The organism is Pseudomonas sp. DR 5-09, assembly GCF_001655595.1.
GTDB classification, from domain to species: Bacteria; Pseudomonadota; Gammaproteobacteria; order Pseudomonadales; family Pseudomonadaceae; genus Aquipseudomonas; species Aquipseudomonas pharyngis.
Map to the genome: position 1 here is coordinate 112498 of NZ_CP011566.1, position 26203 is coordinate 138700.

Annotated in this window: 17 protein-coding genes, 2 tRNA genes and 4 rRNA genes; 9 read left to right on the top strand and 14 right to left on the bottom strand. The window is 57.8% G+C overall.

Going from position 1 to position 26203, the window contains the following annotated elements:
- Positions 1–44 precede the first annotated feature (44 nt).
- From PDR5_RS00545 to PDR5_RS00590, 10 genes are all read right to left on the bottom strand, one after another.
- Positions 45–2006 (bottom strand): DUF7844 domain-containing protein, encoded by a 1962-nt coding sequence (locus tag PDR5_RS00545; RefSeq protein ID WP_064592546.1) that lies wholly within the window; start codon positions 2004–2006, stop codon positions 45–47.
- A complete protein-coding gene (locus PDR5_RS00550; RefSeq protein WP_039764795.1) occupies positions 2003–2323 on the bottom strand; it encodes a DUF2388 domain-containing protein in 321 nt (106 codons plus the stop codon). Before PDR5_RS00550 ends, PDR5_RS00545 begins: the two co-directional genes overlap by 4 nt.
- 27 nt (positions 2324–2350) lie before the next feature.
- Entirely contained in the window at positions 2351–2659 is a 309-nt protein-coding gene (locus PDR5_RS00555) for a DUF2388 domain-containing protein (protein WP_064592548.1), read from the bottom strand.
- 107 nt (positions 2660–2766) lie between these two features.
- On the bottom strand, positions 2767–3084 hold the full coding sequence (locus tag PDR5_RS00560; RefSeq protein WP_064592550.1) for a DUF2388 domain-containing protein: 318 nt from the start codon (positions 3082–3084) through the stop codon (positions 2767–2769).
- A gap of 332 nt (positions 3085–3416) precedes the next feature.
- Positions 3417–3632 (bottom strand): DUF1127 domain-containing protein, encoded by a 216-nt coding sequence (locus PDR5_RS00565; RefSeq protein WP_003220409.1) that lies wholly within the window; start codon positions 3630–3632, stop codon positions 3417–3419.
- 320 nt (positions 3633–3952) lie between these two features.
- Positions 3953–5446 carry an acetyl-CoA hydrolase/transferase family protein gene (locus PDR5_RS00570; protein WP_064592552.1) on the bottom strand — a complete coding sequence of 498 codons (1494 nt, stop codon included), beginning with the start codon at positions 5444–5446 and terminating at the stop codon, positions 3953–3955.
- A 214-nt stretch (positions 5447–5660) separates the two neighbouring features.
- Complete coding sequence (locus PDR5_RS00575) at positions 5661–7094, bottom strand: NAD(P)(+) transhydrogenase (Re/Si-specific) subunit beta (RefSeq protein ID WP_064592554.1); 1434 nt, start codon at positions 7092–7094, stop codon at positions 5661–5663.
- The gene (locus tag PDR5_RS00580; RefSeq protein ID WP_003220416.1) at positions 7094–7414 is read right to left on the bottom strand and encodes an NAD(P) transhydrogenase subunit alpha; all 321 of its coding nucleotides are present in this window, start codon (positions 7412–7414) and stop codon (positions 7094–7096) included. The genes PDR5_RS00575 and PDR5_RS00580 overlap by 1 nt, the downstream gene beginning before the upstream one ends.
- Before the next feature lie 15 nt (positions 7415–7429).
- On the bottom strand, positions 7430–8551 hold the full coding sequence (locus PDR5_RS00585) for a Re/Si-specific NAD(P)(+) transhydrogenase subunit alpha (RefSeq protein WP_011331831.1): 1122 nt from the start codon (positions 8549–8551) through the stop codon (positions 7430–7432).
- Between the two features lie 434 nt (positions 8552–8985).
- Positions 8986–9885 carry a LysR family transcriptional regulator gene (locus PDR5_RS00590; RefSeq protein WP_064592556.1) on the bottom strand — a complete coding sequence of 300 codons (900 nt, stop codon included), beginning with the start codon at positions 9883–9885 and terminating at the stop codon, positions 8986–8988.
- A gap of 158 nt (positions 9886–10043) precedes the next feature.
- On the opposite strand from PDR5_RS00590, the gene PDR5_RS00595 reads away from it, so the two are divergent.
- The 8 genes from PDR5_RS00595 to rrf (PDR5_RS00630) all read left to right on the top strand — a co-directional run bounded on the left by PDR5_RS00595 (position 10044) and on the right by rrf (PDR5_RS00630) (position 18548).
- Positions 10044–11225 (top strand): acyl-CoA dehydrogenase, encoded by a 1182-nt coding sequence (locus tag PDR5_RS00595; protein ID WP_011331834.1) that lies wholly within the window; start codon positions 10044–10046, stop codon positions 11223–11225.
- A gap of 13 nt (positions 11226–11238) precedes the next feature.
- Positions 11239–12459 (top strand): CaiB/BaiF CoA transferase family protein, encoded by a 1221-nt coding sequence (locus PDR5_RS00600; protein WP_064592558.1) that lies wholly within the window; start codon positions 11239–11241, stop codon positions 12457–12459.
- A gap of 644 nt (positions 12460–13103) precedes the next feature.
- Positions 13104–14640, top strand: a 16S ribosomal RNA gene (locus tag PDR5_RS00605).
- A gap of 123 nt (positions 14641–14763) precedes the next feature.
- Positions 14764–14840: transfer RNA gene (locus PDR5_RS00610), tRNA-Ile, on the top strand.
- Positions 14841–14850: 10 nt separating this feature from the next.
- Positions 14851–14926 (top strand) — tRNA-Ala (locus PDR5_RS00615).
- Between the two features lie 238 nt (positions 14927–15164).
- A 23S ribosomal RNA gene (locus tag PDR5_RS00620) occupies positions 15165–18055 on the top strand.
- Between the two features lie 155 nt (positions 18056–18210).
- Positions 18211–18326 (top strand): 5S ribosomal RNA (gene rrf, locus PDR5_RS00625).
- A 106-nt stretch (positions 18327–18432) separates the two neighbouring features.
- Positions 18433–18548 (top strand): 5S ribosomal RNA (rrf, locus tag PDR5_RS00630).
- The 16S, 23S and 5S rRNA genes sit together here with 2 tRNA genes alongside, the layout of an rRNA operon.
- Positions 18549–18621: 73 nt before the next feature.
- Here rrf (PDR5_RS00630) and PDR5_RS00635 read toward each other — a convergent pair.
- From PDR5_RS00635 to PDR5_RS00650, 4 genes are all read right to left on the bottom strand, one after another.
- On the bottom strand, positions 18622–19800 hold the full coding sequence (locus PDR5_RS00635) for a PepSY-associated TM helix domain-containing protein (protein WP_064592560.1): 1179 nt from the start codon (positions 19798–19800) through the stop codon (positions 18622–18624).
- A gap of 76 nt (positions 19801–19876) precedes the next feature.
- Positions 19877–22378: a TonB-dependent siderophore receptor gene (locus PDR5_RS00640; protein WP_064592562.1), complete on the bottom strand. Its 2502-nt coding sequence runs from the start codon at positions 22376–22378 to the stop codon at positions 19877–19879.
- A gap of 87 nt (positions 22379–22465) precedes the next feature.
- Entirely contained in the window at positions 22466–23467 is a 1002-nt protein-coding gene (locus tag PDR5_RS00645; RefSeq protein ID WP_064592564.1) for a FecR domain-containing protein, read from the bottom strand.
- Positions 23467–23967, bottom strand: coding sequence for a sigma-70 family RNA polymerase sigma factor (locus tag PDR5_RS00650; protein WP_064592566.1), 501 nt, complete (start codon positions 23965–23967; stop codon positions 23467–23469). Before PDR5_RS00650 ends, PDR5_RS00645 begins: the two co-directional genes overlap by 1 nt.
- 311 nt (positions 23968–24278) lie before the next feature.
- Between PDR5_RS00650 and PDR5_RS00655 the strand changes: the two genes are divergently transcribed.
- Positions 24279–26159 (top strand): methyl-accepting chemotaxis protein, encoded by a 1881-nt coding sequence (locus tag PDR5_RS00655; RefSeq protein ID WP_064592567.1) that lies wholly within the window; start codon positions 24279–24281, stop codon positions 26157–26159.
- Positions 26160–26203 lie beyond the last annotated feature (44 nt).

Genomic DNA, 26203 nt, shown 5'->3' on the forward strand with positions numbered 1-26203 from the left:
CGCAGCCTTTACGGGCTGTGGTCTTTTGTTTTCAGGGCTGTTGTTCAGGGCAACTCCAATCCGCCCGAGGCTTTGTGCAGTTTGCGCAGATGTTCGCCGATCTGCTTTACGTTGGCCTCGCTGGCCGCAATCTCGGCTGCTCGTTTGGGCTCCAGCAGCGCGCGCACTTCCTTATCCAGATCGCCGGTCAGCGCCAGCAATTGTTTCTGGCGCTGGCTGCTTTCTGCTTCCAGTCGGCTGAATTCGCTAGGTTGCGGCAGGCCATAACCTCGGGAGTCGAGCAATTCTGCCGGTCGGCTGAGGAAGCCGCTGTTGGCGAGAATCTGCTGCAAGGTGGCGTTGGCCTTGTCCATGCCTCCGTTCTCCAGCTCACGGGCGCCGAGGTAGCGTTGCTTGACCTCATCCTGAGCGAGCAACAGTTGGCGGCGGAAACTGGCTTGCTCCAGCAACAACAGCGCGGCGCTGGTGCGCAGGTCAGCCCGTTCGAACCAGGGGCGACGCTCCTCGGCAGACAGCGAAAGCCATTCTTCAACGGTTGTCTGCTTGATCGGCAATTGCTTCTTCAACACATCGAACATCGCCTGATAACGGTCACGGAACGAGTCAAAGCGATAACCCAGGCGCAGCGCCTCTTTCGGATCATCGAGCACGCTGGTGTCGGCCAGGCCTCGCCCCTTCAGCACTTCCAGCAAACCGTTGGGCATGATGCTGTCGAGGCCGGTGAGCCGGGCGTTGTTGCTGCCGCTGCGCAACAGCTTCAGGCCTTCCACCGCGCAATTGTTGGAGAGGAAGAAGTAATTGCCGTCGTAGCTCCAGTGCATTTCGGCAGCGTGTTCGACTACGCCCTCGATTTCGCTGCGCGAGAGGTTCAGCGGCACTGAAGCCAGGCTGCGCAGTTCGGTCTTGGTGTATTCGTCGATCACCTGCGCCAGCGGCAGCACGAACAGGCGCGAAGGGTACTTGCCGACCAGCCCGTCCCAGCTCGACAGCTGCACGTCGCCGACGAAAGCGCGGTACGACAACACCAGATGCTGATCCAGATCCAGTCGGCAGTCCGGCCCGCGTGGCCGGCCCGGTGCGCAGATCACCAGACGCAACATGCTGTGGCCCCAACGGCTGACCCAGTTCTGGTTGGCTTCGGCCAACAGGTAATCCACCGCGTACACCCGCTCCGGATCGACCTGGCCCAGAGGCTGTTTGGCAAAGTCGTTGCCGGCATTGAGGAAAGCGAAGGTTTTGGCGCATTCATCCTTTGCTGGCGGTGCCCAGCCGAAGTGTTCCTGGTAATAGCGATACAGCGCCGGGCGCCGGCAGGCGTAGCTCGGGTCGAGGAGAAAGTACTCCATGTTGACCGCGACAAACTCCTTCGGGCTGGAGATTTCGTAGAGGTCGGGGCTGCGGGCAATCTGCCGGTTGTGCTGTTCACGTTCGCCACGACGGCCAACGTATTGTTGCCAGCCGGCGAGGTCGAGCAGGCGTGGATCATCGCTGAGGGTGAAGCGCCGACCGTTCTGGCCGCGGCACTCATCGGGAATGCCGATCAGCCCGGCGCTGTTGTTGCGCCGGGTGCAGCGCTGGATCAGCGTGCGTTCGGCCGCCGGCCACAAGCGCGCGCGATCGTAAATGTGGGTGATTTCGTGCAGCACCGTGGCCAGCAGTTCTCGGCGAACGGTGCCGTGGGGGCGATTGGTTTTTTCCTTCGCCGCACTGCCGTCGGTGAGGCTGGCGAGCAGTTTGCGGTTCAGGTCCAGTTCGGAGACGAGCGTCGCCTGACCATAGGCGTTGCCGGGCATGTCGTCGGTCCAGCCGACATCGATGCGCCGATCCAGGCGTTCGATGAAGCTCGGCGGCAATGCCTGCATGGCTTCATCGAGCAGCGCCTGGCTGGCCTGTTGTTGGGCGGGGCTCAAGCCATCGGTCTTGAGCCGCAATTGCAGGCCGGCGTGGGCGCTGTTGCCAAGCAGCAACAACGCCCCGGCCAGCAGCCAGGCGCCGAGTGACCTCACAGTGCGAGGATGGCTTCGGCGAGTACCTGATCACTGGCGTCGCGGGCTTCCGGCACGCGGGTGCGCAAGGTCTTGAAGGCCGCTTCCAGGTTTGCACCACGGATATCACCGTCGCTGGCCACGAAACTGGCAGCGTCGTCATGGGCTTCGCGGATGATTTTCGAATCGCGAATCGACGTAGTGGTGTCGGAGGTGAAATCGATGGTGCGCTGGGAGGCGCGGACGATGATGTTACTGGTGGCTACCAGGGTGTGCGCCTGGGCCATATCGGCCAACAACAGCAGGCCAAGGGCGGCAGCAATCAGCGGGCTACGCATGGAACGACTCCGAAAGGACAGGGATGACTATTGGACGAGAATTGCCTGTGCCAGTTCAAGGTCACTGACATGAAGTTTTGGCCGGCTCTTGCGCAGGTAATGCAGCGCAGATTCGAGCTGTGCGCCGCGCATCTGGCCGTCACTGGCAACGAACGCTGCGGCATCGTCGTGCGCGGCGATGATCAGTTTACGGTCGAACGGTGCGGAAGAAACCATGCCCGTGGCCCAGACGCTGACGACGGTGTTCTGTGTGGACACATCGAAGGCGTCTGCCAGAGGAATCCAGCAGGCGGTGAGCAGTAAAGAAGGGATAAGCAGATTTGAAAGAAAACGCATGGGACTCGGCAACTGTTGGCGAGTCCCAAGGCTAGCGCAATGCCCCGACTAGAGCCAGCGCCGAAACATCGGGACACGACCGGCGTGTCCCGCGATGCCCCTGTCGCTTAGATCGTCAGAATGGCCTGGGCCAGCTGTGCGTCGGTCGCGTTCAGTTGCGGAGCCTGATGACGGATGTGATCCAGTGCGCTCTCCAGTTTCACGCCACGGATTTCACCTTCGCTGGCCACGAAGCTGGCAGCGTCGTCACGGGCAGCGAGCACGATCTTGTCGTCACGGAAGGACGACGTAACGTCGGAGGTGGCATCTGAAGAAGACTTGAGCGCGCCAACCACGGCGTCGGTGGTCACGATGAAGCTGCTGGCGCTGGCGTTTGCAGCGACGGCCAGCAGGGCGGCGGCGCTAAGAAGACGAAGACGGGACATGGGGGAACTCCTGTGGATAAACCGTATTGAGAGGTGGCTCGGTGTCTGGAGGTCAGACGCCAGTTACACAGCATTCGCCACGTTCTGAATGGAGCTTAGGCTTCCGTTGCAACTTCGCACAGTGGTCAGGATGCTGGCCTGAACCGATTTCTCGTAACTGTACCTGTCTTGAATTTAAGTATGAGAACTGTACCTGTCCGATGATCGAGGGTGGCTACTCGGTTTTCTCAGGCCACAAACGACAAGACCCGTCGCGGTTTCCCGCGACGGGTCTTGTTTATTCAATTCGGGTTGCTGGCGGTGGGTCTAGCGACCAGAGCCAGCGACGCTGATTAGCGCCAGAACGGCTTGCTCAGCTCTTCGTAGCGTTGTGCTTCGCTGATACCGGCATCAGCCAGCAGACGCGAATCCAGACGAGCCAGTTGGTGGCGGCTGGAGATGCGGCGCTGCCACAACATCAGGTTGGCGATAACGCGCAGAGGCAGGGAAGCCTGGGTTTTTGCAGCTTTGTCTTCGAAGAACAGTTCGGAACTGAGTGTACGTTCCATGGTTGACATCCTTCCGCTTGTGGCGGGATTAGGTAGTGGTTTAACTGGTGCCCATGATCCTCTCGTTTGGCCAGACTCTCTAGATACAGTTCACCTGTATTGTGAGTGACCAGTTAACTGTTTATAGGGGGTGTACGGGTCAAAATTGCGCAAACTGTACCTGTCTGCGCTTATTTGGTGCATTTTGACCCATTTCGATGATGTGAGTAGGTAAAAGCTGTAGGAAATGACCGGTACAGCAGTACAGTTTTTGACGATTGCAGTGGTTTTCAAAATCCCGCTGGCGAAATGTGTTTGCGCCAGCGGAAAATCTGTGCGGATTACACTGCCAGCATGCGTCCGGTTTCTTCCAGATTGATGTGCCAGCTCAGGGCGTCACGCAGAATGTGCGGGGTGTGGCCGCCGATCGCGCAGGCTTTGTCGAAGTAGTCGTTCAGCGCCTGGCGGAAGTCCGGATGCACACAGTTGTCGATGATCACCCGGGCGCGTTCCCGTGGCGCCAGGCCGCGCAGGTCGGCCAGGCCCACCTCGGTCACCAGGATGTCGACGTCATGCTCGGTATGGTCGACGTGGCTGACCATCGGCACCACGCTGGAAATCGCGCCGCCCTTGGCGATCGACTTGGTCACGAACACCGCCAGGTGTGCGTTGCGAGCGAAGTCGCCCGAGCCACCGATGCCGTTCATCATCCGCGTGCCGCAGACGTGGGTCGAGTTGACGTTGCCATAGATGTCGAACTCAAGGGCCGTGTTGATGCCGATGATGCCCAGACGCCGCACCACTTCCGGGTGGTTGGAGATTTCCTGCGGGCGCAACACCAGCTTGTCTTTGTACTTCTCCAGATTGCCGAACACGTCGCTGTTGCGCCGCTCCGACAGGGTGATCGAGCTGCCCGAGGCAAAGCTCAGCTTGCCGGCGTCGATCAGGTCGAAGGTCGAGTCCTGCAGCACTTCGGAATACATGGTCAGGTCTTCGAACGGCGAATCGATCAGCCCGCACATCACCGCGTTGGCAATGTTGCCGATCCCGGCCTGCAACGGGCCGAGCTTGTTGGTCATGCGCCCGGCGTCGACTTCCTGCTTGAGGAAAGTGATCAGGTGATCGGCGATGGCTTTGGTATCGACATCCGGCGACGACACGGTGGACGGCGAGTCCGACTGCTGGGTGATGACGATGGCGACAATCTTCTCCGGCGGGATCGGGATCGCGGTGCTGCCGATGCGGTCGTCGACCTTTACCAGCGGGATCGGCGTGCGGGTCGGGCGGTAGGTCGGAATATAGATGTCGTGCAGACCTTCGAGGTTGGCGTTGTGCGCCAGGTTGATCTCGACGATCACGTGTTTGGCGAAGATCGCGAAGCTCGCCGAGTTGCCCACCGAAGTGGTCGGCACGATGTGGCCCTGTTCGGTGATGGCCACGGCTTCGATGACGGCGATGTCCGGCAGCTTCAGTTGCTGGTTGCGCAATTGCTCGACAGTTTCCGACAGGTGCTGGTCGATGAACATCACTTCGCCGGCGTTGATTGCCTTGCGCAAGGTGCTGTCGACCTGAAACGGCATGCGCCGGGACAGCACGCCAGCCTCGGTCAGTTGCTTGTCGAGGTCGTTGCCCAGACTGGCGCCGGTCATCAGGCTGATCTTCAGCGGCGTGACCTTGGCTCGCTCGGCCAGCGCATGGGGCACGGCCTTGGCTTCGCCGGCGCGGGTGAAGCCGCTCATGCCGACGGTCATGCCGTCCTCAATCAGCGCAGCGGCGTCGGCGGCGCTCATCACTTTATCCAACAACGAAGGCAGGCGAATACGGTCACGGTACATGGATTATTTTCTCGGGCAGCGAGTAGCAGGATGCGCAGTCTAGTGAATTTCGCGAGCGCCTGTCCCGCTACCAAGGTCGCAAACGAGGCGTCTATTTAGCGGGTTTCAAGTAAAACACCGTTACCGGATCTGCAACAACGCGGCAAATTGTCCGACGTTTTGCGCAAACAAAAACGCCCCGACAAGTCGGGGCGTTCGGTGTTGCCGGCGAGGGTTACTCGACCGCTTTGACCATGTCTTCGATGACTTTTTTCGCGTCACCGAACACCATCATGGTCTTGTCCAGGTAGAACAGTTCGTTGTCCAGACCGGCATAGCCGCTGGCCATCGAGCGCTTGTTGACGATGATGGTCTTGGCCTTGAACGCTTCGAGGATCGGCATGCCGGCAATCGGCGATTTCGGATCGTTCTTGGCGGCCGGGTTCACCACGTCGTTGGCGCCGAGCACCAGCACCACGTCGGCCTGACCGAACTCGGAGTTGATGTCTTCCATCTCGAACACCTGGTCGTACGGCACTTCGGCCTCGGCCAGCAGTACGTTCATGTGGCCAGGCATCCGACCGGCCACCGGGTGGATCGCGTATTTCACGGTCACGCCATGGTGGGTCAGCTTCTCGGTCAGCTCTTTCAATGCGTGCTGTGCACGGGCCACCGCCAGGCCGTAACCCGGAACGATGATCACGGTGTCGGCGTTGGTCAGCAGGAACGTCGCGTCGTCAGCCGAACCGGATTTCACCGGACGGGCTTCCTTCTCACCGGCAGGACCGGCGTCTGCTGTATTGCCAAAACCGCCGAGCAGGACATTAAAGAAGGAACGGTTCATCGCCTTGCACATGATGTACGAGAGGATCGCACCGCTCGAACCCACCAGGGAACCGGCAATGATCAGCATCGAGTTGTTCAGCGAGAAGCCGATACCCGCCGCCGCCCAGCCGGAATAGCTGTTGAGCATCGACACCACCACCGGCATGTCGGCGCCGCCGATCGGGATGATGATCAGCACGCCCATGACGAACGCCAGGGCCAGCATCAGCGCGAACGCGGCGAGGTTGCCGGTCAGCATGAAGGTGACACCGAGGATCAGCGTAGCCAGACCCAGTACCGCGTTCAGCTTGTGCTGACCGCTGAACTGTACCGGTGCACCCTGGAACAGACGGAACTTGTACTTGCCCGACAGCTTGCCGAAGGCGATCACCGAACCGGAGAAGGTAATTGCACCGATGGCCGCGCCGAGGAACAGCTCCAGGCGGTTACCCGCCGGGATCGAGTCGCCCAGTTGCTTGACGATGCCCAGCGACTGCGGCTCGACCACCGCCGCAATGGCGATGAACACCGCTGCCAGGCCGATCATGCTGTGCATGAACGCAACCAGCTCCGGCATCTTGGTCATTTCAACGCGCTTGGCCATGATCGAACCGGCGGTGCCGCCGATCAGCAGGCCGATGATCACGTAACCGATGCCAGCAGTTGCCAGCTCAGCGCCCAGCTTATAGATGAGGCCGACCGTGGTGATGATTGCCAGTGCCATGCCGAGCATTCCGAACAGGTTGCCGCGGCGCGATGTGGTCGGGTGCGACAGGCCTTTGAGGGCCTGGATAAAGCAGATCGACGCGATCAGGTAGAGCGTCGTGACGAGGTTCATGCTCATTACTTAGGCGCCTCTTCTTTTGCTTTCGGGGCTTTCTTCTTGAACATCTCAAGCATGCGGCGGGTGACCAGGAAGCCACCGAACACGTTGACCGCGGCAAGTGCCACGGCGAGGGTTCCCATGGTCTTGCCCAGCGGGGTGACAGTCAGGGCGGCGGCGAGCATGGCGCCGACGATCACGATCGCCGAAATGGCGTTGGTCACTGCCATCAAAGGCGTGTGCAGCGCGGGTGTAACGTTCCAGACCACGTGATAACCGACATAAATCGCCAGCACGAAGATGATCAGGTTGTAGATACCGGGGGAGATAAGCTCTTCCATCGTCTGAATCCCTGCTTAGGCGTTTTTGCGAATGACTTGGCCGTCGCGGCACATCAGGCACGCGGCGACGATGTCGTCTTCGAGGTTCACTTCGAACTGGCCTTCTTTGGTGAAGACCAGCTTCAGGAAGTCCAGCAGGTTGCGTGCGTACAGCGCCGAGGCGTCTGCGGCGACTTCACCGGCCAGATTGGTCGGGCCGACGATGGTCACGCCGTTCTCGATTACGACCTGATCGGCCACGGTCAGCGGGCAGTTGCCACCCTGGGCTGCCGCGAGGTCGATGACCACCGAGCCGGGTTTCATCTGCGCGACGGTGTCCGCACTCAGCAGCGTCGGTGCTTTGCGGCCCGGGATCAGTGCGGTGGTGATGACGATGTCAGCCTGCTTGGCGCGCTCGTGCACGGCCTGGGCCTGACGCTGCATCCAGCTCGCCGGCATCGGGCGTGCGTAACCGCCGACGCCGACCGCGCATTCGCGTTCTTCATCGGTCTCGTAAGGCACGTCGACGAACTTGGCGCCGAGGGATTCGATCTGTTCCTTCACGGCCGGACGTACGTCGGACGCTTCGATGACGGCACCCAGACGTTTCGCCGTGGCAATCGCCTGCAACCCGGCCACACCAGCCCCCAGAATCAGCACGCGCGCCGCTTTCACGGTGCCCGCAGCCGTCATCAGCATCGGCATGAAGCGCGGATAGTAGTGAGCAGCCAGCAGCACGGCTTTATAGCCGGCAATGTTCGCCTGGGACGACAACACGTCGAGACTCTGGGCCCGGGAGGTGCGTGGCGCCGCTTCCAGGGCGAACGCGGTAATCCCGCACTCGGCCATCTTCGCGATGGTGTCGTTGTTGAACGGGTTGAGCATGCCCACCAGCACCGTTCCGCGCTTGATCAGCGTCAGTTCGGCATCGCTTGGCGCGACCACTTTGAGAATCAGCTCGGCGCCAAACGCGTCATTGGCACTGCCAATGGTTGCGCCTGCCGCTTCATAGGCACTGTCGACAACGCTGGCTTTAACGCCGGCGCCGGTTTGCACAGTGACCTTATGACCTTGGCTGATCAGCTTTTTAATGGTTTCCGGGGTTGCAGCAACCCGTGTTTCACCGGTCTGGGTTTCGAGAGGAACACCAATGTGCACGTCAAATCTCCTGCGTGATCTTATTGAGTAAACCCATGCACTACGGATGGTGCGACTGGGGCGGCCGATCAGCACGATCCCGCCAAATCAGGGCGGGGCGCGGCATTTTGCAGGCGAAGTTTATGCCCTTCAAGGGATTATGACGGGTGACGGAAAATTAACTACAAGTCATCCCGTGACCGAATGTCGCAGATGGCCAGTTGAATCCCTTGCAGGCCGTGCCTTTCAAGGAGTCTGGATGAATTTGAAGAATTTTCTCATCGGTGACGTGAATAGGCCGCAATGCGTCGCGAATGAGGGCGCAAAGCCACGTCGGCAGGCGCTTGTGGGACGTCTGTACGACTTTCGGATACAGTCTGTCTATTTGCGACAAATAGTTATATCTGTAGGGCTTTGATTTTCCTGACTACGAGGTTAGTAATTGCTGGAGCCCTTTATCCTTCTGGGTTGTAGCTGTGTGCCTGGTTCACCAGCCAATCGCGAAAAGCCTTGAGTGACGCCGATTCGACCTTTCGCTCCGGAATCATCAGGTAATACGCCTTGATGCTGGAGAGTGCGTTCGGGTTGGCAATCACCAGGCGATTTTCGGCCAGTTCGCGCTGAATCAGGAACGGTGGGATTAGCGCGATGCCCATGTCGTGCATGGCCGCCTGAGCCAGCATGGAGAATAGTTCGTAGCGCGGACCTGTCATGTCGCGTGGGATGTTCAGGTGTTGCGAGTTGAACCACTGTCGCCAGGCGTAGGGACGGGTGGTTTGCTGGAGCAGCGGCAGATCGGCGATCTCATCGGGTGTCAGATGCGTCTTGTTGCCGAGCAGGGCGGGACTGCATACCGGCATCGGATTTTCGCCCATCAGCCTGTGGGATTCGGTACCGGACCAATCGGCATCTCCAAAGTAGATGGCGGCATCGAAGTCAGTGTCGGCAAACAGGAACGGGCGCGTGCGGTTGGTCAGGTTGACCGTCACCTCCGGGTGCTTGAGCTGGAAGTCCTTCAGTCTTGGCAACAGCCATTGCGTGCCGAACGTGGGCACCACGGCGAGCTCAATCACATTGGTGCCTTGCTGACCCATCACCGACAGGGTGTCGCGTTCTACGGCATCGAGCTGGGTCGCTACCCGACGGCTGTATGAAAGCCCCGCTTCCGTCAGCTTCACTCCGCGACGCGAGCGCCGGAAAAGTTCGACGCTGAGGAAATCTTCAAGGCTGGCGATCTGTCGACAAATGGCGCCCTGGGTGAGGGAAAGTTCTTCGGCGGCCCTGGTAAAGCTCTCGTGACGGGCAGCGGCCTCGAAGCTGATCAGGGCGGTGGTGCTGGGGATCTTGCGACGCATGTACGTCAACCTCACTAATACATCGCTTAATCGGCATTTCGCGACGTTTCGGAGTGAGAAATTAGCACAACAGGATGCGAAATCCTCGTTTGCCGGGACAGCGAAGCGAGCCTAGGATCAATGCCACGTTAATTCACCCGATTTGCGAGGACTCACTCATGGGCGGTAAAGCTAGCTTCAACTGGATCGATCCCCTGCTGCTGGATCAACAGCTGACTGAAGAAGAACGCATGATCCGCGACACTGCCGAGCAATTCGCCCAGCAGAGCCTCGCTCCACGTGTTCTTGAAGCCTTCCGCCATGAGAAGACCGATCCGGCGATCTTCCGTGAAATGGGTGAGGTCGGCCTGTTGGGCGCGACCATCCCCGAGCAGTACGGTGGCAGCGGCCTCAACTACGTCAGCTATGGCCTGATTGCCCGTGAAGTCGAGCGTGTCGACTCCGGCTACCGTTCGATGATGAGTGTGCAGTCTTCGCTGGTGATGGTGCCGATCAACGAGTTCGGCACCGAAGCACAGAAGCAGAAGTACTTGCCGAAACTGGCTTCCGGCGAGTGGATCGGTTGCTTCGGTCTGACCGAGCCAAATCACGGTTCCGACCCGGGCGCGATGATTACGCGTGCACGCAAAGTCGACGGCGGCTACAGCCTGACCGGCGCCAAGATGTGGATCACCAACAGCCCGATCGCCGATGTGTTCGTGGTGTGGGCCAAAGATGATGCTGGCGATATTCGCGGCTTCGTTCTTGAGAAGGGCTGGAAAGGCCTGAGTGCTCCGGCGATTCACGGCAAGGTTGGCCTGCGGGCTTCGATCACCGGCGAAATCGTCATGGACAACGTGTTCGTGCCGGAAGAGAACATCTTCCCGGATGTACGTGGTCTGAAAGGTCCGTTCACCTGCCTCAACTCCGCACGTTATGGCATTTCCTGGGGTGCGCTGGGCGCGGCCGAGTTCTGCTGGCACACCGCTCGCCAGTACACCCTGGATCGTCAGCAGTTCGGCCGTCCGTTGGCTGCCACTCAGTTGATCCAGAAAAAGCTGGCTGACATGCAGACCGAGATCACTTTGGCACTGCAAGGCTGTCTGCGTCTGGGTCGCATGAAGGACGAAGGCACTGCTGCGGTTGAAATCACTTCGATCATGAAGCGCAACTCTTGCGGCAAGTCTCTCGAGATCGCCCGCATGGCGCGTGACATGTTGGGCGGCAACGGGATCTCTGATGAGTTCGGTGTGGCCCGTCACCTGGTCAACCTGGAAGTGGTGAATACCTATGAAGGTACGCACGACGTTCACGCGTTGATCCTCGGTCGTGCGCAGACCGGCCTGCAGGCGTTCTATTAATAGGAGAACGACCATGGGCGCGCTGTCGCATCTGCGGGTACTGGATTTATCGCGAGTGCTGGCCGGCCCATGGGCCGGGCAAATTCTTGCCGATCTTGGGGCGGAAGTGATCAAGGTCGAGCGCCCGGGTAATGGTGACGATACTCGGGCCTGGGGGCCGCCATTCCTGAAGGACGCTTATGGCGAGAACACCAGCGAGGCGGCGTATTACCTGTCGGCCAATCGTAACAAGCAATCGGTGACGATCGACTTCACGCGTCCCGAAGGTCAGAAGCTGGTTCGCGATCTGGCAGCCAAGTCCGACATCCTGATCGAGAACTTCAAGGTGGGTGGTCTGGCGGCTTATGGCCTGGATTACGAGTCGCTGAAGGCAATCAATCCGGATCTGATCTATTGCTCGATCACCGGCTTCGGTCAAACCGGACCGTATGCCAAGCGTGCGGGTTATGACTTCATGATCCAGGGCCTCGGCGGACTGATGAGCCTGACCGGGCGGCCTGAGGGTGATGAGGGTGCGGGGCCGGTGAAGGTGGGCGTGGCGCTCACGGATATCCTGACGGGGCTGTATTCGACCGTAGCGATTCTGGCGGCGCTGGCTCATCGTGATCACGATGGCGGCGGGCAGCATATCGATATGGCGCTGCTGGATGTTCAGGTCGCATGCCTGGCCAACCAGGCGATGAACTATCTGACGACGGGCACTGCGCCAAAGCGGCTGGGGAATGCGCATCCGAACATCGTGCCGTATCAGGATTTTCCTACGGCTGACGGTGACTTCATTCTCACGGTGGGTAATGACGGGCAGTTCCGAAAATTTGCCGAAGTGGCGGGGCAACCTCAGTGGGCAGACGATCCGCGTTTCGCGACTAATAAGCTGCGGGTGGCGAATCGGACTGTGCTGATTCCGCTGATCCGTCAGGCGACAGTCTTCAAGACGACTGCAGAGTGGGTGGCTCAGCTGGAGCAGGCGGGTGTGCCGTGTGGGCCGATCAATGATCTGTCGCAGGTGTTCGAGGATCCGCAGGTGAAATCGCGCGGGTTGGCGATTGAGCTGCCTCACGCGCTGGCGGGGATGGTGCCGCAGGTGGCTAGCCCGATTCGGTTGTCGCGGACTCCTGTCGAGTATCGCCGTGCGCCTCCTTTGTTGGGGGAGCATACCTTGGAGGTTTTGCAGCGGGTGCTGGGGCTGGGAGCGGGTGCAGTGGCTGCGATGAAAGAGGATGGAGTGCTCTGAGAGTTCTCTCTATATAGAAGGGATATTGAATCCTTCTTCTATATAGAGGGAGTTGGATGTTTTTTGGCCTATCTGCAAGTTATTGAAAGAAAGCCGAAATTAAGGGTTGACGGCAGATTCTGAGTCTCTATAATTCGCCCCACTTCCGGCGCAGTCGAAACGGAAAACTCCTTGAGATTCAATGAGTTAAGTAGGTTTCGATAGTGGATCGCTTCAGTTCATCGAAGCTTGGAAAGAGTTGGAAATGCCGGTTTTTCTGGCGCTTTCAACGGTTCGATCTTCTCGGTCGAAAGCGGAGAAAAAGAGGTGTTGACAGCAGCGTGTAACGCTGTAAAATTCGCCTCCCGCTAACGAGAGATCGGAAGCGCAAGTGGTTGAAGTTGTTGAGGAAATCTTCGAAAACTTCTGAAAATAATCACTTGACAGCAAATGAGGCTGCTGTAGAATGCGCGCCTCGGTTGAGACGAAAGATCTTAACCAACCGCTCTTTAACAACTGAATCAAGCAATTCGTGTGGGTGCTTGTGGAGTCAGACTGATAGTCAACAAGATTATCAGCATCACAAGTTACTCCGCGAGAAATCAAAGATGTAACCAACGATTGCTGAGCCAAGTTTAGGGTTTCTTAAAAACCCAAAGATGTTTGAACTGAAGAGTTTGATCATGGCTCAGATTGAACGCTGGCGGCAGGCCTAACACATGCAAGTCGAGCGGATGAAGGGAGCTTGCTCCTGAATTCAGCGGCGGACGGGTGAGTAATGCCTAGGAATCTGCCTGGTAGTGGGGGACAACGTTTCGAAAGGAACGCTAATACCGCATACGTCCTACGGGAGAAAGCAGGGGACCTTCGGGCCTTGCGCTATCAGATGAGCCTAGGTCGGATTAGCTAGTTGGTGAGGTAATGGCTCACCAAGGCGACGATCCGTAACTGGTCTGAGAGGATGATCAGTCACACTGGAACTGAGACACGGTCCAGACTCCTACGGGAGGCAGCAGTGGGGAATATTGGACAATGGGCGAAAGCCTGATCCAGCCATGCCGCGTGTGTGAAGAAGGTCTTCGGATTGTAAAGCACTTTAAGTTGGGAGGAAGGGTTGTAGATTAATACTCTGCAATTTTGACGTTACCGACAGAATAAGCACCGGCTAACTCTGTGCCAGCAGCCGCGGTAATACAGAGGGTGCAAGCGTTAATCGGAATTACTGGGCGTAAAGCGCGCGTAGGTGGTTCGTTAAGTTGGATGTGAAATCCCCGGGCTCAACCTGGGAACTGCATCCAAAACTGGCGAGCTAGAGTATGGTAGAGGGTGGTGGAATTTCCTGTGTAGCGGTGAAATGCGTAGATATAGGAAGGAACACCAGTGGCGAAGGCGACCACCTGGACTGATACTGACACTGAGGTGCGAAAGCGTGGGGAGCAAACAGGATTAGATACCCTGGTAGTCCACGCCGTAAACGATGTCAACTAGCCGTTGGGAGCCTTGAGCTCTTAGTGGCGCAGCTAACGCATTAAGTTGACCGCCTGGGGAGTACGGCCGCAAGGTTAAAACTCAAATGAATTGACGGGGGCCCGCACAAGCGGTGGAGCATGTGGTTTAATTCGAAGCAACGCGAAGAACCTTACCAGGCCTTGACATCCAATGAACTTTCCAGAGATGGATTGGTGCCTTCGGGAACATTGAGACAGGTGCTGCATGGCTGTCGTCAGCTCGTGTCGTGAGATGTTGGGTTAAGTCCCGTAACGAGCGCAACCCTTGTCCTTAGTTACCAGCACGTTATGGTGGGCACTCTAAGGAGACTGCCGGTGACAAACCGGAGGAAGGTGGGGATGACGTCAAGTCATCATGGCCCTTACGGCCTGGGCTACACACGTGCTACAATGGTCGGTACAAAGGGTTGCCAAGCCGCGAGGTGGAGCTAATCCCATAAAACCGATCGTAGTCCGGATCGCAGTCTGCAACTCGACTGCGTGAAGTCGGAATCGCTAGTAATCGCGAATCAGAATGTCGCGGTGAATACGTTCCCGGGCCTTGTACACACCGCCCGTCACACCATGGGAGTGGGTTGCACCAGAAGTAGCTAGTCTAACCTTCGGGAGGACGGTTACCACGGTGTGATTCATGACTGGGGTGAAGTCGTAACAAGGTAGCCGTAGGGGAACCTGCGGCTGGATCACCTCCTTAATCGACGACATCAGTTGCTCCATAAGTTCCCACACGAATTGCTTGATTCATTGAAGAAGACGATAGAAGCAGCTTTAAGCTCCAAGCTGATAGCTCACAGCTAGCAGTTACAAGCTCGAAATTGGGTCTGTAGCTCAGTTGGTTAGAGCGCACCCCTGATAAGGGTGAGGTCGGCAGTTCGAATCTGCCCAGACCCACCAATTTTGTTATGGGGCCATAGCTCAGCTGGGAGAGCGCCTGCCTTGCACGCAGGAGGTCAGCGGTTCGATCCCGCTTGGCTCCACCATAAACTGCTTCGAAAGTTTGAGAGTTTAGAAATGAATATTCGAGTTGAATATTGATTTCTAGTCTTTTGATTAGATCGTTCTTTAAAAATTTGGGTATGTGATAGAAAGATAGACTGATGGCCACTTTCACTGGTGGTGATCAGGCTAAGGTAAAATTTGTGAGTTCTCTTAGTTGAGAAATTCGAATTTTCGGCGAATGTCGTCTTCACAGTATAACCAGATTGCTTGGGGTTATATGGTCAAGTGAAGAAGCGCATACGGTGGATGCCTTGGCAGTCAGAGGCGATGAAAGACGTGGTAGCCTGCGAAAAGCTTCGGGGAGTCGGCAAACAGACTTTGATCCGGAGATGTCTGAATGGGGGAACCCAGCCATCACAAGATGGTTATCTTGTACTGAATACATAGGTGCAAGAGGCGAACCAGGGGAACTGAAACATCTAAGTACCCTGAGGAAAAGAAATCAACCGAGATTCCCTTAGTAGTGGCGAGCGAACGGGGACTAGCCCTTAAGTGGCTTTGAGATTAGCGGAACGCTCTGGAAAGTGCGGCCATAGTGGGTGATAGCCCTGTACGCGAAAGTCTCTTAGTCATGAAATCGAGTAGGACGGAGCACGAGAAACTTTGTCTGAATATGGGGGGACCATCCTCCAAGGCTAAATACTACTGACTGACCGATAGTGAACTAGTACCGTGAGGGAAAGGCGAAAAGAACCCCGGAGAGGGGAGTGAAATAGATCCTGAAACCGTATGCGTACAAGCAGTGGGAGCAGACTTTGTTCTGTGACTGCGTACCTTTTGTATAATGGGTCAGCGACTTATTTTCAGTGGCGAGCTTAACCGAATAGGGGAGGCGTAGCGAAAGCGAGTCTTAATAGGGCGTCTAGTCGCTGGGAATAGACCCGAAACCGGGCGATCTATCCATGGGCAGGTTGAAGGTTAGGTAACACTGACTGGAGGACCGAACCGACTACCGTTGAAAAGTTAGCGGATGACCTGTGGATCGGAGTGAAAGGCTAATCAAGCTCGGAGATAGCTGGTTCTCCTCGAAAGCTATTTAGGTAGCGCCTCATGTATCACTGTAGGGGGTAGAGCACTGTTTCGGCTAGGGGGTCATCCCGACTTACCAAACCGATGCAAACTCCGAATACCTACAAGTGCCGAGCATGGGAGACACACGGCGGGTGCTAACGTCCGTCGTGAAAAGGGAAACAACCCAGACCGTCAGCTAAGGTCCCAAAGTTATGGTTAAGTGGGAAACGATGTGGGAAGGCTTAGACAGCTAGGAGGTTGGCTTAGAAGCAGCCACCCTTTAAAGAAAGCGTAATAGCTCACTAGTCGAGTCGGCCTGCGCGGAAGATGTAACGGGGCTCAAACCATACACCGAAGCTACGGGTATCACGCAAGTGATGCGGTAGAGGAGCGTTCTGTAAGCCTGTGAAGGTGAGTTGAGAAGCTTGCTGGAGGTATCAGAAGTGCGAATGCTGACATGAGTAACGACAATGGGTGTGAAAAACACCCACGCCGAAAGACCAAGGTTTCCTGCGCAACGTTAATCGACGCAGGGTTAGTCGGTCCCTAAGGCGAGGCTGAAAAGCGTAGTCGATGGAAAACAGGTTAATATTCCTGTACTTCTGGTTATTGCGATGGAGGGACGGAGAAGGCTAGGCCAGCTTGGCGTTGGTTGTCCAAGTTTAAGGTGGTAGGCTGAAATCTTAGGTAAATCCGGGGTTTCAAGGCCGAGAGCTGATGACGAGTTGCCTTTAGGCGACGAAGTGGTTGATGCCATGCTTCCAAGAAAAGCTTCTAAGCTTCAGATAACCAGGAACCGTACCCCAAACCGACACAGGTGGTTGGGTAGAGAATACCAAGGCGCTTGAGAGAACTCGGGTGAAGGAACTAGGCAAAATGGCACCGTAACTTCGGGAGAAGGTGCGCCGGTGAGGGTGAAGCACTTGCTGCGTAAGCCCACGCCGGTCGAAGATACCAGGCCGCTGCGACTGTTTATTAAAAACACAGCACTCTGCAAACACGAAAGTGGACGTATAGGGTGTGACGCCTGCCCGGTGCCGGAAGGTTAATTGATGGGGTTAGCTAACGCGAAGCTCTTGATCGAAGCCCCGGTAAACGGCGGCCGTAACTATAACGGTCCTAAGGTAGCGAAATTCCTTGTCGGGTAAGTTCCGACCTGCACGAATGGCGTAACGATGGCGGCGCTGTCTCCACCCGAGACTCAGTGAAATTGAAATCGCTGTGAAGATGCAGTGTATCCGCGGCTAGACGGAAAGACCCCGTGAACCTTTACTATAGCTTTGCACTGGACTTTGAATTTGCTTGTGTAGGATAGGTGGGAGGCTTTGAAGCGTGGACGCCAGTTCGCGTGGAGCCATCCTTGAAATACCACCCTGGCAACTTTGAGGTTCTAACTCAGGTCCGTTATCCGGATCGAGGACAGTGTATGGTGGGTAGTTTGACTGGGGCGGTCTCCTCCTAAAGAGTAACGGAGGAGTACGAAGGTGCGCTCAGACCGGTCGGAAATCGGTCGTAGAGTATAAAGGCAAAAGCGCGCTTGACTGCGAGACAGACACGTCGAGCAGGTACGAAAGTAGGTCTTAGTGATCCGGTGGTTCTGTATGGAAGGGCCATCGCTCAACGGATAAAAGGTACTCCGGGGATAACAGGCTGATACCGCCCAAGAGTTCATATCGACGGCGGTGTTTGGCACCTCGATGTCGGCTCATCACATCCTGGGGCTGAAGCCGGTCCCAAGGGTATGGCTGTTCGCCATTTAAAGTGGTACGCGAGCTGGGTTTAGAACGTCGTGAGACAGTTCGGTCCCTATCTGCCGTGGACGTTTGAGATTTGAGAGGGGCTGCTCCTAGTACGAGAGGACCGGAGTGGACGAACCTCTGGTGTTCCGGTTGTCACGCCAGTGGCATTGCCGGGTAGCTATGTTCGGGAAAGATAACCGCTGAAAGCATCTAAGCGGGAAACTTGCCTCAAGATGAGATCTCACTGGAACCTTGAGTTCCCTGAAGGGCCGTCGAAGACTACGACGTTGATAGGTTGGGTGTGTAAGCGCTGTGAGGCGTTGAGCTAACCAATACTAATTGCCCGTGAGGCTTGACCATATAACACCCAAGCAATCTGTAGACTCGAAAGAGCATCAGATTGCGGTGTGTGAAGACGCAATGAACCGAAAGTTCGACGCTCACAAAACACCTAGCTGTCACATACCCAATTTGCTGAAGCGAGGCCATCTGGTCACGAGTCAGTACCCGAATTTCTTGACGACCATAGAGCGTTGGAACCACCTGATCCCATCCCGAACTCAGAAGTGAAACGATGCATCGCCGATGGTAGTGTGGGGTTTCCCCATGTGAGAGTAGGTCATCGTCAAGATTAAATTCCGAAACCCCAATTGCGAAAGCAGTTGGGGTTTTGTTTTAGTAGAAGTCACCGATTTTTGCCGGAACGTTACTGCGGTAACGGGCTGGTCACAGAATTTCTTGACGACCATAGAGCGTTGGAACCACCTGATCCCATCCCGAACTCAGAAGTGAAACGATGCATCGCCGATGGTAGTGTGGGGTTTCCCCATGTGAGAGTAGGTCATCGTCAAGATTGAATTCCGAAACCCCTGTCTGCTAAAGCAGACAGGGGTTTTGTCGTTTCAGGGGACACCAAAAACCTGTCTTCAAACCGCTCTGCGTGCCTTGCTGCTCCGACGAGCCTGCCATTTGCGCCACCAGATGTAGACGCCAGTCCCCGACAACCCCGCAATCAGAACACCCAATACTGCGATCATCACTTGCCCGGTGAAACCTATGATCCGCCCCCCATGTATCGGCAACTGCAACCGATAAAACCGCTCTCCCAACGTCCCTTCTCCTGCGATCTCCTGCCCTAATAATCGTCCGTCAGTACCGTGGAAGAACAACCAGGATTTGCCGTGGGCCTCGGTGTCATGCTGTCCAAACCCCGCACCGTAGAAGTTGTACTCAAAGCTGTAATACAACTCGCCGATCGCCGCTGTCAGCCCCAACCTTTTCCCCTCCTGCTGTGCCCTTTCGTATGCCTGTTGATAACTCAATCGGGTGATCCCCAGCTCTTCGGCAGGCATCCGCCCTCGCGCCTCATACACGCTCGGTTCAATCGGAGAAAACAACGACACCGCAGGTTTGAAGACCTGACTCGGCAGGTTCATCGCCACGCTGCTGACGGCTATCGGTAGCAACAACAACCACAGCCACAAGCCCCCTGCCCGATGCAGATCGAAGTTGAGCCGATAGGCATGCCCGCCCTTGATCTTCCAGGCGTTCGACCACTTCTTCCAGAACGGTTTACCCCGCGGCAACGTCAGCCAGAGGGCGATGAAGCAATCGATTACCCAGGCGATGGCCACCAACCCCATCAACAGCAAACCCCAGTTACCGGGGAGTGTCAGGTTGTAGTGAAACTCGAGAATGAACGGAACGAAGTTCTCACGCTGGAAACAGCACTCGCCCCAATAGCGCTGACCTTTCTGCTCGCCACTGACCGGGTCGAGGTAGAACACTTCATTGCGTTCTTTGAACGGTTCGCCCGTCGCCGGATCATTTCGCGGAACCGTCGCCAGTAATGCCGTGTGGCCTGCCTCGTTCGGGTACTCCATGTACCAGACCTGCAACTTCGGATGTAACGATTGCACCGCATCCACCAGCTCACCTGGCGGTAGTCTCGCCCCCTCGGCTGAAGCTGCGTAAAACTCCGGATTCAACCACTCATCCAGCTCATGGTTGAACGCCAGAATGCTCCCCGTGATCCCGGCCAGCAGCAGAAAAACCGCCGTGGCCAACCCGATATACCGGTGCAATAAAACCAGAAACGAACGCATGAAAATTTCCCCCACAGATACGACAAAGCCAGCCCCTGAAATCAGGGGCTGGCTTTTTTATGCACAAGACAAAGGCTTAGAACTGGTAACTGACCGTGGCGGCGACGTTGCGCTCTTCGCCCATGTAGCAGAAGTCCAGACTGGCGCAGGAGGCTACGTAGGATTCGTTGGTCAGATTGTTCGCATTCAGGCGTACGTCGACACCCTTCAGACCGACCTTGCCGAGGTCGTAGCCAATCGATGCGTCGAACAATGTGTAGGACGGCACCTTCATGGTGTTCTCTGCATCCGCCCAGCTATAGCCGACATAACGCACACCACCGCCCAGTCGCAGACCATCGAGTGCCGCGCTGTCGAACTTGTAGTCGGCCCACAGCGATGCCATGTGCCGCGGTGCCTGGGTTGGCGAATTGCCTTTGTTCTCGATCACATTGGTCGGTGTGCTCAAGGTGCTGGTCATCGACTTCGAGTATTCAATGTCGGTGAAGGTGTAGCTGCCGAGGACTTTCAGGTTGTCAGTCAACTGCATGTGCGCTTCCAGTTCCAGACCCTGAGAGCGGACAGCGCCTACAGCGCGATAGAAGTTTTCCTGCGGCAGCTTGGTCGCCAGATTCTCCTGATCGATGTGGAACAAGGAGGCGGTGAACAGGTTGTCGGTACCCGGCGGCTGGTACTTCAGGCCCACTTCCCACTGCGTTCCATCGGTCGGTGCGAGAGGATTGCCGGCACTGTCCGCGTAGGAATTCGGGTTGAACGACTCGGAATAGCTGACGTACGGCGCGAGGCCGTTATCGAACAGATATAGAGCGCCGGCACGGCCGGTGAGCTTGGTGCGTCGATCATTGATCTCGGTGCCGACCGGACGGCCCGCTTCGGCGATGCGGTTTTCGTCGGAGGTTTCCACCCAGTCCTGACGCAGGCCCAGCGAGAAGCGCCACTTGTCCATTTCGATCAGGTCTTGCAGGTAAACGCCGGTCTGCTCCAGGCGCCGCAGATAGCTGGTCTCGCCGTATGGCGTGATAGCGGAATTGCCATACACCGGGTTGAACGCATTGATAGGCGCCAGGCCGCCGCTGGTCCAGTCGACCACGGTTTTGCGCCGCTGGTAATCCGCACCCATCAGCACTGTGTGCTTGGTCGCGCCGGTGAAGAATTCGGCCTGGAGCATGTTGTCGACGATGAACGCATGGAGGCGCTCGTTACCGCCGGTGTAGTAGCGATTCAGTTCGTTGCTGGTCGGCGACGTCCAGCCATAGGCGTACACCTGATCCATGTTCACTTTGGAGTCGAGGTAGCGGAAATTCTGCCGCGCGGTGAAGACGTCGTTGAAGCGGTGTTCGAACTGGTAACCGAACGACTGCTGATCACGGGAGTAGCCATCGATGCCCGGCTCGCCTTCAAAGAAGTGCGGCGAGATACGATTACCGTTGCGTTGATGAATCGTGCCGTCGGCCGGCACGCCACCGTGATAGCCGCCGTCCGGGTCATGCTGCAGATACGCTTGCAGGGTCAGTGAGGTGTCTTCGCTGAAGTCGATGCTGACGGTCGGTGCGAGGGCGAAGCGCTTTTCCTTGTTGTGGTCGAATTGCGTGTCGGACTGATCCGTCAAACCGATCAGACGATAGGCGATGCGCTTGTCGTCATCGACCGGTCCGCTGAAGTCAAAACCGACACCACGTTGGCCCTGAGTACCCACCGTGGCTTGTACCTGGTGATAGGCCTCGTACAGCGGCTTCTTGCTGGTCAGCGCCACCAGACCGCCCGGTGAGCTACGGCCGTAGAGTACCGACGACGGGCCCTTCAGAATATCGACGCGCTCGAGGAAATACGGATCGACCTGCATGGTGCTGTAGGTGCCGCTGTCGCCCATCGACTTGAGGCCGTCGAGGTAGATGTTATCCACCGAACCGTCGTTGAAGCCGCGCATCGCCACATAGTCGTAACGGTGCGTGGCGCCGTAAGGATTGGTCAGCACGCCGGGGGTGTAACGCATGGCCTGGGACACGGTTTGCGAGCCCTGATCGTCCATTTGCTCGCGAGTGACCACGGACACGCTTTGCGAAGTTTCCAGCAGCGCGGTACTGGTTTTGGTGGCGATCTGGCTGTGCGTCGCGTTGTAGCCGTCCATGCTGCCCAGTGCGTTGCCGAGGGCGAAGCCTTTGATGTCGGTGGTCGGCAGGGCTAGCGCTTCGGTTTCTGCGACCGAGCGCAACACATAGCTGCTGCCGTCCTGGCTGATCGCCTCCAGGCCCGAGCCGCCGAGCAAGTGGCTCAGGGCCTGATCGGCCGAATACTCGCCCTGCACACCCGGAGACTGCCGGCCCTGGGTTTGCTGCGGCGTCATCGACAACGTGATGCCCGCCTCACGCGCGAACTGGTTGAGCGCATCGCCCAGCGGTCCGGGGGCGATGTTGTAGCGGTGGCTGCTGACCTCGCTGGCATTGGCCGCCATGCTCAGGCTCGGCAGCACGCCAACGCCCAGTGCAGTAGAAAACAGCGCCGCCCGAACGGCGTGGCGCAACAGGCCGGATTCGGCAGAGAAATTCAGAGGGTTCTTACAGGTAACGCGCGCAGTCATTGTAGGTTTCCGTAGGCAGTCGCGAAGGCTGAGTTGAAGTGCTTACTGACTAAGCCGGACTTGCCGCGAAAACCCGCCAAAATACTTTCAGGCCACAGACTCCAGCGTCACCCACCAACGGGTGCGGTAGCGCAATTGCACCGGCAGGGTCTGCGGCAGGATCGCCAACAGCTTGTCGGTGTCCTCAAGACGGAACACGCCGGACAGGCGCAAATCCGCAATATCCGACGCACAGCTCAGAAATCCCTGACGATACCGGCCGACTTCGCCGAGGAAGTCGCCCAGCCGCATGTTGCGCGTCACGATCAGCCCGTCGACCCAGGCGCCGGCGTCCATGTCCAACGGCGGCGCGGGACGTATCTGATGGTGATCGATCAGATAGCTCTGGCCGGCGATGGCCTCCGTCGAGTTGCCAGCGGAATGAATCGCGACCCGGCCACTGGTAACGCTCAGGCGGGTGCAACCCTCTTCCTGGCGCAGGATGAATCGAGCGTTGAACGGTTCGTAACTGGCATGACGATTCTGCACCCGCAGCGGTCGATCAAACGGCGCACCTTCATCGGCACCGCCGCAGGTGACGACGATTTCGCCACGGGTCAGTTTGATCAGCCGTTGTTGCGCGGTGTAATCAAGATCCACGCTGCTGGCGGTGTTGAGCTCGATCCGCGTGCCGTCCGGCAACTGGAAGCCACGGCGTTCGCCCGTGGCGGTGGCATAGTCGGCACGCCACTGTTGCCAGACGGAAGTGTCGCTGGCCAGCCATCCCGCCGAGCCCATCAGCAGCGCGCCGGACAATAGCTTCAAGGCCTGACGTCGACCCAACCCCTGCGCACTGTTTTCCAGCGTGTTGAACGCCACCTGCGCACCGGGCACGGCGCGCAGATTGTGGGTCAGTTCGGCTTGCAGAGACTGCACCCGCTGCCAGGCCAGTTCGTGATCATGGTGTTCAGCGCGCCATTGTTCGCACTGGCGATTCAGGCGCGGGTTGCCATGGTTATTGCGCAGACGCAGGAGCCAGTGAATGGCCTGTCGTACGACCTGCTGCGGTGGCTCGGCGCGTCGGCCAAGCGAGAGGTTATCCACCGGCATCAGCTTTCATACCGCAACATGTAGCAGTGGAACAGGGCGTCGGCGACGTAGCGTTCTACCGAGCGCAGGGACAGCCCCATCCGCTCGGCAATCTGTTTGTGGGTCAAACCTTCGCACTGAGCCAGCAGAAACGCCTGACGCACTTTCGGTTTCAAGCCTTCAAGCATGCGGGCGATGCCTTCGAGCAGTTCGATCACCAATGCGCGGGATTCGGCACTCGGGGTTTCGGCTTCAGGCAAATGGGCGATGGTTTCCAGATAGGCGCGTTCAATTTCCTCACGGCGCCAATGGTCGATCACCAAGCCCCGGGCAATCGTGCGCAGAAACGCGCGGGGTGCCTTGAGTTCCAGACGTTCGGTGCGCTGCAGCAGGCGAACGAAGGTGTCCTGGGCCAGATCCGCCGCATCGGCAGCATTGCCCAGCCGAGCGCGCAACCAGCCGTTGAGCCAGCCGTGATGACTCGTATAAAGCGCCTGTACAGCCAACTCAGGTGAGGACATGAACGCGACAGCCCGAACGTCACAAATGATAATTAGTCGCATTGTCATCAAGGGTTACAGAATTTGCAACCGGCGCTGCAAAACGCTCATCAAAAAAGCAGAGGCGACCGCTCTAATACGCCGTCCGGCGGGAATCTGGCAGAAATGCCATCCATTTCCTGCAAAACCCTAAGTTTTCTCCAAAGCGTGCCGACAGACTGGTGAGACATGCGTGCACCAAAGTAGAGCAGCCGTCAGAACGCTGCCTGCGCTGTACATGGAATGTTGCATCCGGAACGCATCCCCACTTTTCGCATAAGAAGTCCCATGAAATGAATCTCAAGTTCAGCCATAAAATCCTGCTGGCCGCCTCGGGCGTCGTGGTTCTGGCGTTCGCGCTGTTCACGTTGTACAACGACTATCTGCAGCGAAACACCATTCGCCAGAACCTCCAGTCCTCCGTCCAGCAGGCCGGTGACCTGACCGCCAGCAGTGTGCAGAACTGGATGAGCGGGCGGATTCTGGTACTGGAAAACCTCGCGCAGAACGTTGCCCATCAAGGCAAAAACGCCGACTTCCCGGGCCTGGTCGATCAACCGGCCTTCACCTCGAACTTCCAGTTCACCTACGTCGGTCAGGCCAACGGCGTGTTCACCCAGCGCCCTGACGCGAAGATGCCGGACGGTTACGACCCGCGTCAGCGTCCCTGGTACAAGCAGGCCGTGGCCGCTGACCAGACCATGTTGACCCCGCCGTACATGGCCGCCGTTGGCGGTCTGGTGGTGACCATCGCCATGCCGGTGAAAAAGAACGGCGAGCTGCTCGGCGTAGTCGGCGGTGACCTGAGTCTGGAAACCCTGGTGAAGATCATCAACTCGGTGGACTTCGGCGGCCTGGGCCACGCGTTCCTGGTCAGCGGTGACGGTCAGGTGATCGTCAGCCCGGACAAAGACCAGGTGATGAAGAACCTCAAGGACATCTACCCGAACGCCGGTGTGCGTATCGAGAAGGGCAACCAGAACGTGGTGCTCAACGGCCAGGAACGCATCCTGTCGTTCACTCCGGTCGCCGGTCTGCCGAATGCCGAGTGGTACATCGGTCTGTCGATCGACCGCGACAAGGCCTACGCCGCACTCAGCCAGTTCCGCACCTCGGCACTGATCGCAATGTTCGTCGCCGTCGGCGCGATTGCGGTGTTCCTGAGCCTGCTGATCACCGTGCTGATGCGTCCGCTGATCACCATGGGCCGCGCTATGCAGGACATCGCCCAGGGTGAAGGCGACCTGACACGCCGCCTGGTGGTGGAAAGCAAGGACGAGTTCGGCGAACTGGGCAGTTCGTTCAACCAGTTCGTCGAGCGGATTCACGCCTCGATTTCCGAAGTGTCGTCGGCGACTCGCCACGTACACGACCTGTCGCAACGGGTGATGGCATCGTCCAACGCCTCGATCATCGGCTCCGACGAGCAAAGCGCGCGCACCAACAGCGTGGCTGCGGCGATCAATCAGCTGGGTGCCGCCACCCAGGAAATCGCCCGTAACGCCGCCGATGCTTCGCAACACGCCAGCGGCGCGAGCGAGCAGGCCGATGACGGTCGTCAGGTGGTCGAGCAGACGATTCAGGCGATGACCGAGCTGTCGCAGAAGATCAGCCTGTCGTGCACCCAGATCGAAACCCTGAATGCCAGCACCGACAACATCGGCCATATTCTCGATGTGATCAAAGGCATCTCTCAGCAGACCAACTTGCTGGCGCTCAACGCGGCCATCGAAGCGGCCCGGGCCGGTGAAGCCGGACGCGGTTTTGCGGTGGTGGCGGACGAAGTGCGCAACCTCGCTCACCGCACCCAGGAATCGGCGGAAGAGATCCACAAGATGATCACTTCGCTGCAGGTCGGCTCCCGCGAAGCGGTGACCACCATGAACGCCAGTCAGGCGTCCAGCGAGGAGACCGTTGAAGTGGCAAACCAGGCCGGTCTGCGTCTGGTCAGCGTGACCCAGCGCATCGGCGAAATCGACGGCATGAACCAGTCGGTGGCTGCCGCTACCGAGGAACAGACTGCCGTGGTGGAAACCCTCAACGTCGACGTCAACCAGATCAACCTGCTGAACCAGCAGAGCGTGGCCAACCTCAATGAAACGTTGAAGGATTGCGATGCGTTGTCGCAGCAGGCCAACCGTTTGAAACAACTGGTCGACAGCTTCAAGATCTGACACCAAGTCAGACCGCGTTATCGTTCATCGCGGGCAAGCCCGCT

What these genes read in the sequence shown, in the direction of transcription:
- PDR5_RS00580 (WP_003220416.1), bottom strand. Translation starts at nt 7,414, where the DNA reads ATGGAAGAGCTTATCTCCCCCGGTATCTACAACCTGATCATCTTCGTG.
- PDR5_RS00645 (WP_064592564.1), bottom strand. Translation starts at nt 23,467, where the DNA reads ATGCCGGTGGATAACCTCTCGCTTGGCCGACGCGCCGAGCCACCGCAG.
- PDR5_RS00575 (WP_064592554.1), bottom strand. Translation starts at nt 7,094, where the DNA reads ATGAGCATGAACCTCGTCACGACGCTCTACCTGATCGCGTCGATCTGC.
- PDR5_RS00555 (WP_064592548.1), bottom strand. Translation starts at nt 2,659, where the DNA reads ATGCGTTTTCTTTCAAATCTGCTTATCCCTTCTTTACTGCTCACCGCC.
- PDR5_RS00655 (WP_064592567.1), top strand. Translation starts at nt 24,279, where the DNA reads ATGAATCTCAAGTTCAGCCATAAAATCCTGCTGGCCGCCTCGGGCGTC.
- PDR5_RS00560 (WP_064592550.1), bottom strand. Translation starts at nt 3,084, where the DNA reads ATGTCCCGTCTTCGTCTTCTTAGCGCCGCCGCCCTGCTGGCCGTCGCT.
- PDR5_RS00600 (WP_064592558.1), top strand. Translation starts at nt 11,239, where the DNA reads ATGGGCGCGCTGTCGCATCTGCGGGTACTGGATTTATCGCGAGTGCTG.
- PDR5_RS00650 (WP_064592566.1), bottom strand. Translation starts at nt 23,967, where the DNA reads ATGTCCTCACCTGAGTTGGCTGTACAGGCGCTTTATACGAGTCATCAC.
- PDR5_RS00570 (WP_064592552.1), bottom strand. Translation starts at nt 5,446, where the DNA reads ATGTACCGTGACCGTATTCGCCTGCCTTCGTTGTTGGATAAAGTGATG.
- PDR5_RS00635 (WP_064592560.1), bottom strand. Translation starts at nt 19,800, where the DNA reads ATGCGTTCGTTTCTGGTTTTATTGCACCGGTATATCGGGTTGGCCACG.
- PDR5_RS00595 (WP_011331834.1), top strand. Translation starts at nt 10,044, where the DNA reads ATGGGCGGTAAAGCTAGCTTCAACTGGATCGATCCCCTGCTGCTGGAT.
- PDR5_RS00590 (WP_064592556.1), bottom strand. Translation starts at nt 9,885, where the DNA reads ATGCGTCGCAAGATCCCCAGCACCACCGCCCTGATCAGCTTCGAGGCC.
- PDR5_RS00550 (WP_039764795.1), bottom strand. Translation starts at nt 2,323, where the DNA reads ATGCGTAGCCCGCTGATTGCTGCCGCCCTTGGCCTGCTGTTGTTGGCC.
- PDR5_RS00565 (WP_003220409.1), bottom strand. Translation starts at nt 3,632, where the DNA reads ATGGAACGTACACTCAGTTCCGAACTGTTCTTCGAAGACAAAGCTGCA.
- PDR5_RS00640 (WP_064592562.1), bottom strand. Translation starts at nt 22,378, where the DNA reads ATGACTGCGCGCGTTACCTGTAAGAACCCTCTGAATTTCTCTGCCGAA.